The organism is Streptomyces sp. NPDC037083, from assembly GCF_055606485.1.
Map to the genome: position 1 here is coordinate 286,828 of NZ_JBVJSQ010000004.1, position 12,408 is coordinate 299,235.

The window sequence follows — 12,408 nt, forward strand, 5'->3', positions numbered from 1 at the left end:
GCGACGGATCAGCCGTCGATGCGGTGCGTGGTCCAGAAGGACGTCAGGTCCGTGGTCGTGGCGGCCTGGGCGGCCGCCTTGAACTCGGCCGTGGTCGAGACGCCGTACCAGTGCGCGGTGGCGTAGTCCTTCAGCAGCTTGGCCATCGCCGTGTCGCCGATGAGCCGACGCAGGTCGTGCAGGGCGCACTTGCCGTAGCCGTAGACCACCGTGGAGTACCGGGAGGAGTGGGCGTCCCAGTAGGCCATCGAGTTGGTGATCTTCTCCGCCGACGACGCCCAGGAGACGCTGCTCCAGCAGCTCGCGCCGGTCTTGCCCAGCGCCAGGTCGGTGGCGTAGTCGGTGAACGACTCGTCCAGCCACGGGTTGTTGTACTCGTCGTCGCCGACGATCCCGTACCACCACTGGTGGCCGATCTCATGGGTCAGCGCCGTGGTGCTGACCAGGTCGAGGACGAACCCGGGGTACTCCATGCCGCCGAACCAGAAGTTGTTGTCGATGACGGCGTCCAGTTCGCCGTACGGATAGGCGCCGAAGCGGGCGGAGTGGGCGTCCACGGCGGTCTTGGCGGTGGTGAGCATCGACTGGGCGTTGGCCGAGCTGATGCCGGAGACGGAGTACACGTTGATCGGGGTCCCGGCCGCCGAGGTGCCGGAGATCTTGCTGAACGGGCCCGCCGCCCAGGCGAAGTCACGGACCTTGGAAGCGGTCGCCGTGGTGACGGTGCGTCCGCTGGAGCCGGCGGTGTCGACCGAGGCGCCGGTGGCCGGTACCAGCAGCCCCGTCGGGTGGTCGAGGGTCACCCGGAAGTCGGCGGCCAGCGAGTAGAAGGACTCGCCGTTGTTCGTGTACGGGTCCAGGTGCCAGCCGGTCCCGTCCCTGACCGCCAGTACGGGCAGCGCGTTGCCGATGAAACTGAACGCCCCGTCATGGCCGAAGCGGTCGGCGCCGCTGGGCACGGTGATGCCCAGGTCGAAGCCGATCGTGGTGCTCTGCCCCTGGGCGAGGGGGGCGGCGAGGGTGATCTGGAGGGCCGTGCAGCCGACCGAGAGGGCGCCCGCGGCGCCGCCGGTGACGTTGCCGACCGTGATCGGCATCGACGTGCAGGTGCCGTGGTAGTTGTCCCACAGCCGCAGGTACACCTCGGTGAGCGCGGTCGCGGACGCGTTGGTGAACGTCGCGCTCTCGTGCCCGGTCCAGACCGTGCCGGCCGTGTCGCTGGTGAGGCTGACGGTGTACGACGGCGCGGCAGGGGTGCGGGTGGAGTCGGCGGGCGGCGGGGTGTCACCCGACGTATCGAGGGCGATGTCGTCGAGGACGAAGCTCGTCCGGAGACTGGAGTCCTCGGTTCCGGTGAAGGCGAGGGTCACGGTCTGGCCCGCGAAGGCCGACACGTCGAACGATTTGCGCAGGTAGCCGGTGTTCTTGTCGAGGTTCGAGTACGTGGCCAGCGTCGTCGTGCCGATCTTGGCCGTCAGCTTGTCGTACGCGGTGGACGAGGTCGTCTCGGCGGTGTCGATGTGCAGCCAGAACGTGAGGGTGGCGGCCGCGCACCCGGAGGGGATCGTGACGCTCTGCGAGAGCGTGTCGGTGTGGGTGCTGCCGACGCCGTCCAGCCAGGCGAAGGCGGTGCCGCCGTGAGCGGTCTGACCCGTGCGGCTGGTGATCACGCCGGTCGAGGACTGGGTCCACGGCGAGACGCCGCTCTCGAAGCCTCCGTTGACCACCGCCTGGGCCGGCGTGCAGGCGGCGGCCGCCGAGGCCGCCTTCCGGGACGCCCGGCCGCCCGCGGCGGCGGGGACGGCGTCCGCGGGCGCGGCGGCTGCCGCGGACATGTCCTTCCCGTGCGTGGTGGCAGTGCCCGGCGCGGCTGCCACGGGGCCTGCGGGAAGCGAGACGGCGGCCATCGCGGCGAGGGCGAGTGCGCTCGCGGCGAGGGTCTTGCGGGGCGTGGGTCTCACACATGGCTCCTTTGCGGCGGCCGGGTTTCCGGCCTGCTCGGTTGCTGTCCCTGACGGCGGGGGTGTGCCGGAGGGCGGTGCGCGACGGCTGTCGGAAGCGTGACAGATTTGACGCGGCCATGCCATCAGGGGTTGGCAAAGGAGCTCCCCGGAAGAAGCGGCCGGGCGGGGGTTCGGGTTCCGCTTCTGGGGCGGCCGGGCACGCGGGGAGCGGGCCCGAAAGGGTGGTGCTCGGCGCGGACGGTCTGCCCGGCCGTGGGGGCGGAATCCGGCGCTCACATCCGCCCGCCCTGCGCTGTGCGCCGGGCTTAACCCCCGGCTGCCGGTCCGGGAGACACCTGTGTAATGCACTCTTCGTACGGTCACAGAGGCTTGCAGAGGCTCTCACCAGGCCGATCGTCAGAAGGAAAGGGGCGCCCGTGACCGTGCCGGACCCGCGGACCGACAGCGCGACGGACACAAAGGTGCGCACGGTCTGCTCGTACTGCGGTGTCGGCTGCGGCATGGTCCTCGACATCGGCTTCGGACCGGACGGCCGCCGTACGGTCCTGAAGGCGTCCGGCGACAAGCAGCACCCGGCGAACTTCGGCCGGCTGTGCACCAAGGGCGCCACCACCGCCGACATGCTCGCCGCGCCCGGCCGGCTGACCACCGCCCTCGTCCGCCCGGACCGCGGCGAGGAGCCCGAGCCCGCCCCCGTGGAGGCCGCGATCGCCGAGACGGCGCGCCGGCTGCGGAAGATCGTCGACGAGCACGGGCCGGACGCGGTCGCCCTCTACGTGTCGGGCCAGATGAGCCTCGAAGCGCAGTACCTGGCGAACAAGCTCGCGAAGGGCTACCTGCGCACCAACCAGATCGAGTCGAATTCCCGGCTGTGCATGGCCAGCGCCGGAACCGGCTACAAGCTGTCCCTCGGCGCGGACGGCCCGCCCGGCTCCTACGACGACCTCGACAAGGCGGACGTCTTCCTGGTCATCGGCTCCAACATGGCCGACTGCCACCCCATCCTCTTCCTGCGGATGATGGACCGGGTGAAGGCGGGCGCGAAACTGATCGTCGTCGACCCGCGCCGCACCGCCACCGCCGCGAAGGCGGACCTGTTCCTCCAGGTCAGGCCGGGCGCCGACCTCGCCCTCCTCAACGGTCTGCTCCACCTTCTGCACGAGAACGGCCACACCGACCCCGAGTTCGTCGCCGCGTACACCGAGGGCTGGGAGGCGATGCCGGAGTTCCTCGCCGACTACCCGCCCGCCACCGTCGCGGAGCTCACCGGCGTCCCCGAGGCCGACCTGCGCGAGGCCGCCCGGCTGATCGGCGAGGCGGGGGAGTGGACGAGTTGCTGGACCATGGGCCTCAACCAGTCCACGCACGGCACCTGGAACACCAACGCCCTGGTGAACCTGCATCTCGCGACCGGTGCGATCTGCCGCCCGGGCAGCGGGCCCTTCTCCCTCACCGGTCAGCCCAACGCCATGGGCGGGCGGGAAATGGGCTACATGGGTCCGGGGCTGCCCGGCCAGCGCTCCGTCCTGGTCGACGCCGACCGGGCCTTCGTCGAGGAGATGTGGGGGCTCGAGCCGGGCACGATCAGGGCCGACGGCGTCGGCAAGGGCACCGTCGAGATGTTCCGCAGGATGGCCGACGGCGACATCAAGGCCTGCTGGATCATCTGCACCAACCCGGTCGCCTCCGTCGCCAACCGCAGGACGGTCATCGAAGGACTGGAGGCCGCCGAGTTCGTCGTCACACAGGACGTCTTCGCCGACACCGAGACCAATGCCTACGCCGACGTCGTCCTGCCCGGCGCGCTGTGGACCGAGACCGAGGGCGTCCTCATCAACAGCGAGCGCAACCTCACCCTGGCCCGGGCCGCCGCCGACGCGCCCGGTGAGGCCATGGCCGACTGGCGGCTCATCGCGGCCGTGGCCCGCGCGATGGGCTACGAGAGCGGCTTCACCTACGACAGCGCCGAGCAGATCTTCGAGGAGATCAAGCAGGCCCACAACCCGGGAACCGGTTACGACCTGCGCGGAGTGACGTACGACCGGCTGCGTTCCGCCCCCGTGCAGTGGCCGGCCGCCACCGCGGACGGCCCCGACCGCAATCCGGTCCGGTACGTGAACGGCGACGGCACGCTCACCTTCCCGACCGTTTCCGGCCGTGCCGTCTTCCACCCGCGTCCGCACGTCCCGCCGGCCGAGATGCCCGACGACGACTACCCGTTCGTCCTGAACACCGGCCGCCTCCAGCACCAGTGGCACACCCTGACCAAGACCGCGAAGGTGGCCAAGCTCAACAAGCTCGATCCCGGCCCTTTCGTCGAGGTGCACCCCGAGGACGCGGCCGCGCTCGGCCTCGCCGACGGCGACTCCGTCGAGGTCGCCTCGCGGCGCGGGCGGGCCGTGCTGCCGGCCGTCGTCACCGACCGGGTGCTGCCCGGCTCCTGCTTCGCGCCGTTCCACTGGAACGACCTGTTCGGCGAGTACCTCAGCGTCAACGCGGTCACCAGCGACGCCGTCGACCCGCTGTCCTTCCAGCCCGAGCTGAAGGTGTGCGCGGTGTCCCTGACGAAGGTGTCGACACCGGTCGCCGTGCAGTTCCCGGCGACCGAGGCGCCGGCCGCCGACACCTCGACGCTTCCCACGGGCACGGGGGCTCCCGCCCACGGCGCGGCCCCCGCTCCCGCCCACGACGGCGGTCCGACGCCGGTCCCCGGCGGGGCCCTCGTGCCGGCCGCGGTCCAGCCCTCCGCGGCCGCCGTCTTCGGTCTGGATCCCGCCCCGCCGCCCGTCCTGACCGAGCTGGAACGGCGTTACCTGGTCGGGTTCCTCGCGGGCATCCCGGCCGGCGCCCCGGGCGTACCGGTCCTGCCGCCGGACGCGCCCTTCAGTCCCGAACACGCGGTGTGGGTCAACGGCACGCTCGCCGGCATGTACTCGCGCACCGCCGCGGCGCCCCCGCCCGCCCCGGTGCGGCAGGTCGTGATCCTGTGGGCCTCGCAGACCGGCAACGCCGAGGACTTCGCCGCCGCCACCGCCGCACGGCTGAGCGAGGGCGGTCACGCCGCCTCCCTGCTCGCCATGGACGAGGCCGATCCCGCGGCCCTGCCCTCCGACGCGGACCTGCTGCTGATCACCAGCACCTTCGGCGACGGCGACGCCCCCGACAACGGCGCCGGGTTCTGGGACGGCCTCGCCGCGCTGGGCACCGGCCGCCTGGAGGGCCGCCGCTACGCCGTCCTCGCCTTCGGGGACTCCTCCTACGACGACTTCTGCGGGCACGGGCGACGCCTGGACCGCCGGATGGACGAGCTCGGCGCGGTCCGGCTGGCCCCGCGCACCGACTGCGAACCGGACTACGAGACGGAGGCGGAGGCCTGGCTGGACGAGGTGGTCACCGCCCTGAAGGAGGCCACGGAACCGCGGCCCCCGACCCTCGACGAGACCCCCTCCCCGGGGCCGGCAACGAGGGTGAAGGCCCTTCCCGCCGCCGTTGCCGCGCCCCCGCCCACCGCCGTCGCGTCCACCGCCCCCCGGCCCGCCGACGCCCCGGCCGCCCCCGCGCCCCGCTCCCGGCGGCCCGCCCCCGTGATCGCCCGTCTGACCGGCAACCGCCTGCTGAGCCTTCCGGGCTCCGGCAAGGAGGTCCGGCGCTTCACCTTCGACACCCGCGACAGCGAGACCCCCCTTCTCTACGAGGCGGGCGACGCGCTCGGCGTACGGCCCCTCAACTCACCCGACCTGGTGTCGGAGTGGCTGACCGTCACCGGTCTCGACCCGCACACGAGCGTGCGGGTGAACGGCGTCGGCGAGGCACCGCTCGGCGAGGCGCTGCTGCGCCATCTCGACATCACCCGGATCACCCCGGCCCTGCTCCGGTTCACCGCCGACCGCACCCGTGACCCGCGCGAGCTGCGCAAGCTGCTGCGCCCCGACAACAAGGACGAGCTCGCCAAGTGGTCCTGGGGCCGCCAAGCCGTGGACGTGGCGGCCGAGTTCGGGGTCCGCGCCGACGCCCAGGAGTGGGCCGAGCTGCTCGGACGGCTGCAACCGCGGCTGTACTCCATATCCTCCAGCCCGCTCACCGACCCCCACCTGGTCTCGCTCACCGTGTCCGTCGTGCGGTACGAGAACCTGGCCGGCCGCCCCCGGCAGGGCGTCTGCTCGCCCTTCCTCGCCGACGCCGAACCCGGCGCCGAGGTCCCGGTGCACGTGCAGCGCTCCCCGCACTTCCGGCCGCCCGCCGACCCGGCGACCCCGATGGTGATGGTCGGACCGGGCACGGGCGTCGCGCCCTTCGTCGGATTTCTCGAGGAGCGCCGGGCGCGCGGGCACCGGGCTCCCAACTGGCTGTTCTTCGGCGAGCAGCGCCGGGCGACGGACTTCTACTACGAGGAGGAGCTGACCGCTCTGCTGGCCGACGGCGCCCTCGCCCGTCTCGACACGGCCTTCTCCCGCGACCAGCGCGCCAAGGTCTACGTCCAGGACCGGATCCGCGAGCACGGCTCCCACCTGTGGTCGTGGCTCCAGGACGGCGCCCACTTCTACGTCTGCGGCGACGCCTCCCGCATGGCGAAGGACGTGGACCAGGCCCTGCGCGACGTCGCGGTCGTCCACGGCGGCCTGAGCGAGGCGGAGGCGGCGGCCTATGTGAAGCAACTCGCCTCCGACAAGAGGTACGTGCGGGACGTCTACTGACGGGAATTCACCAGAGAAACCCGTGGCGACCGAGTGCACCAAGTGGCGTTGCGCCGAAGAGAGTTGATATCAGGCCATCGCGGCGAGTCTATGTTCGTTTTTTCAACAGGAGTGGACAAGATCTGACGCACCCCTCCGTCCGTGCAGAGCCGCACGGTTCGCCTTGAGGAAGGTCGTGGTCATGACCCACCCGCACGAGTCGTCCATGGACCGGCCGGACCGCCCCCAGTGGGCGGCGCCGCACATTCCGCAGCGCACCCTCGTCAGCCGCCGCCGTCTGCTCGAAGGATCGGCCGCCCTCCTCGGCGCGCTCACCCTGTCCGCGCCGTCCGTCGCCCACCGGGCCGCCGCGGCCGACGCCGCCCCCGAGTGGAACGGCCGCATCGACGTCTTCCGCCTCGGCGCCGAGGCCCCGCACACCACCCTCATGCCGTACGCGGACCTCGCCCAGGCCCTCGCCGCCGACCGGACCCGCTCTCCGTACCGGCTGAGCCTCGACGGGGCCTGGCGGTTCGCGTACGCCGACCGCCCCGACGACCGCGACGTCGACTTCCACCGCACCGACCTCGACGACAGCGACTGGGACACCATCCCCGTCCCCTCCGTCTGGCAGCTGCACGGGTACGACCGCCCGATCTACATCAACATCACCTACCCGTGGTGGGGCCCCAACGGCCTGGGCGAGGAGGCGCAGCCGCCGGGCGCCCCCACCCGCTACAACCCCGTGGGCCAGTACCGCCGCACCTTCACGGTCCCGCGCGGCTGGACGGGGCGGCGCACGTTCCTCCACTTCGAGGGGGTCAAGTCGGCCCACTACGTGTGGATCAACGGCGAGTTGGTCGGTTACCACGAGGACTCCTACGACCCCGCCGAGTACGACATCACCGAGCACCTCAGGCCGGGCGCCAACCAGATCGCGGTGGAGGTCTACCGCTACTCCGACGGCGACTGGCTGGAGGACCAGGACATGATCCGGCTGAGCGGCATCTTCCGCTCGGTCTACCTGTACTCCACGCCGTCCGTACACCTGCGCGACTTCCGGCTGGACACCCCGCTGAGCGAGGACTACCGGGCGGCCGAGCTGTCGGTCACCGCGAGCGTGCGCGACTACGGTGGACACGGCGCCGGCCGGTACTCCGTCGAGACCCAGCTCTACGACGCCGACGGACACCCGGTGTGGCCCCGGCCGCTGCAGCAACCCGTGACACTCGGCGCCGGCGAGGAGAGGACCGTCGAGGCCGCCAGGGCCGTGCCCGAGCCACGCCTGTGGTCGGCCGAACGCCCCGAGCTCTACACCGCCGTCCTGCGCCTGCGGGACCCGGCCGGAAGGGTGACCGAAACCCTGTCCCACCGGGTCGGTCTGCGCGAGTTCGCGCTCAGGGACGGGCTGATGCGGATCAACGGCAGGCCGGTCTCGCTGCGGGGGACCAACCGCCACGAGATGCACCCCACCCGGGGCTCGGCCCTCAGCCGCGCCGACCTGGTGGAGGACATCGGCATCATCAAGCGGCTGAACATCAACACCGTCCGCACCTCGCACTACCCCAACAACCCGCTGTGGCTCGAGCTCGCCGACGAGTACGGCCTGTACCTGGTGGACGAGACCAACCTCGAGACCCACGGCATCCGGAGCGAGTACCCCGGCGACCACGCAGAGTGGACGGCGGCGTGCGTGGCGCGCGCCCAGAGCATGGTCCACCGCGACAAGAACCACGCCTCGGTCGTCATCTGGTCCCTCGGCAACGAGGCCGGCGGCGGCAGCACCTTCAACGCCATGCACGACTGGATCCGCTCCTACGACACCACCCGCGTCATCCAGTACGAGGGCGACGACCGCCCCGGGATCAGCGACATCCGCTCCGAGATGTACGACAGCCCCGCCCGCGTCGAGGCACGCGCGAAGGACACGGCCGACACCCGGCCGTACGTGATGATCGAGTACTCCCACGCCATGGGGAACTCCAGCGGAAACTTCAAGAAGTACTGGGACCTCGTCCGCCGCCACGACGTGCTCCAGGGCGGCTGGATCTGGGACTTCGTCGACCAGGCACTCGACTGGCCCACCCCCACCCGCAAGCTGTTCACCGAGACCGGACCGGGCGCGCTGCACGGTGAGATCATGGCCCCCAGCGGCGCGTTCACCCGTGGCGAGGGCGTCTCCGGCGGCACCGTCTTCGCCCGCGACGCGCGCCTCGACCTCACCGGCTCCCTCACTCTGGAAGCCTGGGTAACCCCGCACGTCACCGGATACCACCAGCCCATCCTCGCCAAGGGCGACACCCAGTACGCCCTGAAACAGACCAACAGGACCCTGGAGTTCTTCATCTACGGCAGCGGCCAGTGGGCCGCCGTGAGCTGGGCGCTGCCGGACGGCTGGACCGGCACGGAACACCACGTCGCGGGTGTCTTCGACGCGGCCGCGGGCACCCTGACCCTCCACGTCGACGGCGTGGTCCGGGCCACCCGGACCACCGCCGTGCGCCCCGCCGTCAACACCGCCCCCCTGTCGCTGGCCACCGACGTCGACAACCCGACCCGGGAGTTCAGCGGCACCGTACGGCGGGCGCGCGTCTACGCCCGCGCGCTGAGCGCCGCGGAACTGGCCTCGCCCGGCCGCGGCCCCGGCGACGACGGCGTGCGGTTCTGGTTCGACGCGGCCACCGTCGGCTTCACCCGGAAACGGCCCCGCGACGAGACGTTCTACGCCTACGGCGGCGACTGGGGCGACAACCCCAACGACGGCGCCTTCTCCGGCGACGGCATCGTCACCGCCGACCGCGGGCCGACCGGCAAGTCCGCCGAGGTGAAGCGGATCTACCAGGCGATCGGCGCCGCACCCGCGGCCGGCCGCCCGCTCACCCCCGGAGTGCCGATCACCCTCACCAACGAGTACCTCTTCACCGGCCTCAAGGAGTTCGACGCACGGTGGGAACTCGTCGCCGACGGCACAACGGTGCAGCGCGGCCGGCTGACCCGAGCCCAGCTGGACGTGGCGCCGCTGTCGAGCAAGGACGTCACCGTGCCGTTCGGGCTGCCGCGCGACCTCGCGCCGGGCGCGGAGTACTTCCTGCAGCTGTCGTTCACCCTCAAGGAGAGCACGAAGTGGGCGAAGGCCGGCCACGAGGTGGCCCGGCATCAGCTCGCCGTCGACGCCGGCAGCCCCGCCGTCACCCCCGTGCCGCTGGCTGCCGTCCCGGCGCTCGGCCATGAGGACGGCGAGGCCGCGGTCACGGTCACGGGCAGGGACTTCTCGGTCACCGTCGACAAGAAGACCGGCGTCATCACCTCGTACCGGGCCGCCGGCGTCCGGCTGCTCTCCTCCGGGCCCGCCCCGAACTTCTGGCGCGCCCCCACCGACAACGACCGGGGCAACGGCCAGCACACCCGCAACCAGACCTGGCGCGACGCCGGCGCGAACCGCACGGTCACCGAGGTGGGCGTACGGGCGCTGGGCGACCGCGCCGTCGAGGTCAAGGTCGCCGGCACCCTGCCCACCACGACGCCGTCGGCGTACACCACCACCTACACCGTTTTCGGAAACGGCGAGATCAAGGTCGACAACACGCTGCACCCGGGCGCCCCGAACCTGCCGTACATCCCGGAGGTGGGCACGCTGCTGTTCCTGCCCGCGCGCCTGGAGCACCTGCACTACTACGGCCGCGGCCCCGAGGAGAACCACTGGGACCGCAACGACGCCACCGACGTGGGCCTGTACTCCGGCACCGTCACCGGCCAGTGGACCTCCTACCTGCGCCCACAGGAGAACGGCAACAAGACCGACGTCCGCTGGGCAGCCCTGACCGACGACGACGGCGTCGGCCTGCTCGTGGCCGGCGAGCCGCTCCTTGAGGTCAACGCCTCGCACTTCACCCCCGAGGACCTGTCGGTAGGGGCCCGCCACGACTATCAGCTCACCCCACGCAAGGAGGTCGTACTGCGCCTGAACCACCGGCAGATGGGCGTCGGCGGCGACAACAGCTGGGGCGCGCACACCCACGACGAGTACAAGCTCTTCGCCGACCGCGACTACGCCTACACCTACCGGCTGCGGCCGCTGAAGGACGTCACCGAGGCGACGAAGGCCTCACGACGGCCCACGGCGACGTCGTAGCAATCGCTTTCGGCGAGGGAACGCGGGCACGGTCGGCGCTCGGGCGGCGACCGTGCCCGCACCGCCGTTCCGTGTGCCTCTTCCTCGCGTCACACCGGTGTTCGATCACTCGTGCATTCTCCCCGTCGGCACGGAACAATCGGACGGGAACGACGCATCACCCGTCACGCACTCCACGGAAAAGGAAACCTCCCATGCCCGAGCAGGACGAACGCTTCGACGTCGTGGTCCTCGGTGCCGGACCCGGCGGCTATGTCGCCGCGGTCCGCGCCGCCCAGCTGGGCAAGCGCGTCGCCGTCGTCGAGGAGAAGTACTGGGGCGGCGTCTGCCTCAACGTGGGCTGCATCCCCACCAAGGCACTGCTGCGCAACGCCGAACTCGCCCATATCTTCACCCGCGAGGCGAAGACCTTCGGCATCAAGGCCGACGGCCAGGTGACGTTCGACTACGGCGAGGCGTACCGCCGCAGCCGCAAGGTCGCCGACGGCCGGGTCAAGGGCGTCCACTACCTGATGAAGAAGAACAAGATCACCGAGTTCGACGGCCGCGGCGACTTCGTCGACGACCACACCCTGCGGGTGACCGGTTACGACGGGGAGACCCGCACCCTCGGCTTCGACCACTGCATCATCGCCACCGGCGCCACTCCCAAGCTGCTCCCCGGCACCAAGCGCACCGCGCGCGTGGTGACGTACGAGGAGCAGATCCTCGCCGAGGACCTCCCGCAGTCGATCATCGTCGCGGGCGCCGGCGCCATCGGCATCGAGTTCGCGTACGTCCTGCACAACTACGGCGTGAAGGTGACGATCGTCGAGTTCCTGGACCGGGTCGCGCCCCTGGAGGACGCCGAGGTCTCCGCCGAACTGGCCAAGCAGTACCGGAAGCTGGGCATCGACGTGCTCACCTCCACCCGGGTGGAGTCCATCGACGAGTCCGGCCCGCAGGTACGCGTCACCGTCACCGGCAAGGACGGCGCCCAGCAGGTCCTGGAGGCGGACAAGGTCCTGCAGGCGATCGGCTTCGCCCCGAACGTGACCGGTTACGGCCTGGAGAACACCGGCGTGGCGGTCACCGAGCGCGGCGCGATCGACGTCGACGGCCGCTGCCGCACCTCCGTGCCGCACATCTACGCCATCGGCGACGTCACCGCGAAGCTCATGCTCGCGCACACCGCCGAGGCGATGGGCGTGATCGCCGCGGAGACGATCGCGGACGCGGAGACCATGGAGCTGGACTACGTGATGATCCCGCGCGCGACCTACTGCCAGCCCCAGATCGCCAGCTTCGGCTACACCGAGGCCCAGGCCCGCGAGCTCGGCCACGACGTCAAGGTCGCCAAGTTCCCCTTCACCGCGAACGGCAAGGCGCACGGCCTCGGCGACGCCACCGGCTTCGTGAAGCTGATCAGCGACGCCAAGTACGGCGAACTCCTCGGCGGCCATCTCATCGGCCCCGACGTCACCGAGCTCCTCCCCGAACTGACCCTCGCCCAGCAGTGGGACCTCACCGTCCACGAGGTCGCCCGCAACGTGCACGCCCACCCCACCCTGGGCGAGGCCGTCAAGGAGGCCGTGCACGGTCTGGCCGGCCACATGATCAACATGTAGTTCCCGCACACCGCGCCCGGCGGGGCCGCCGT

4 protein-coding genes are annotated in these 12,408 nt (G+C 71.4%); 3 read left to right on the top strand and 1 reads right to left on the bottom strand.

The window, feature by feature from the left end; translation table 11 throughout:
- Positions 1-8: 8 nt before the first annotated feature.
- On the bottom strand, positions 9-1,961 hold the full coding sequence (locus ACZ7DE_RS13370; RefSeq protein ID WP_470760548.1) for a M1 family metallopeptidase: 1,953 nt from the start codon (positions 1,959-1,961) through the stop codon (positions 9-11).
- Between the two features lie 503 nt (positions 1,962-2,464).
- Between ACZ7DE_RS13370 and ACZ7DE_RS13375 the strand changes: the two genes are divergently transcribed.
- The 3 genes from ACZ7DE_RS13375 (at position 2,465) to lpdA (ending at position 12,376) form a co-directional block, all read left to right on the top strand.
- Positions 2,465-6,658 (top strand): molybdopterin-dependent oxidoreductase, encoded by a 4,194-nt coding sequence (locus tag ACZ7DE_RS13375; RefSeq protein ID WP_470761085.1) that lies wholly within the window; start codon positions 2,465-2,467, stop codon positions 6,656-6,658.
- Between the two features lie 181 nt (positions 6,659-6,839).
- Complete coding sequence (locus ACZ7DE_RS13380; protein ID WP_470760550.1) at positions 6,840-10,769, top strand: glycoside hydrolase family 2 TIM barrel-domain containing protein; 3,930 nt, start codon at positions 6,840-6,842, stop codon at positions 10,767-10,769.
- A gap of 194 nt (positions 10,770-10,963) precedes the next feature.
- Positions 10,964-12,376, top strand: coding sequence for a dihydrolipoyl dehydrogenase (gene lpdA, locus ACZ7DE_RS13385; RefSeq protein ID WP_470760551.1), 1,413 nt, complete (start codon positions 10,964-10,966; stop codon positions 12,374-12,376).
- The last annotated feature ends 32 nt before the right edge of the window (positions 12,377-12,408 follow it).

Excerpts from the sequence above, each read along its gene's own strand:
- ACZ7DE_RS13375 (WP_470761085.1), top strand. The coding sequence starts at position 2,465 with ATGGTCCTCGACATCGGCTTCGGACCGGACGGCCGCCGTACGGTCCTG.
- ACZ7DE_RS13380 (WP_470760550.1), top strand. The coding sequence starts at position 6,840 with ATGACCCACCCGCACGAGTCGTCCATGGACCGGCCGGACCGCCCCCAG.
- lpdA (WP_470760551.1), top strand. The coding sequence starts at position 10,964 with ATGCCCGAGCAGGACGAACGCTTCGACGTCGTGGTCCTCGGTGCCGGA.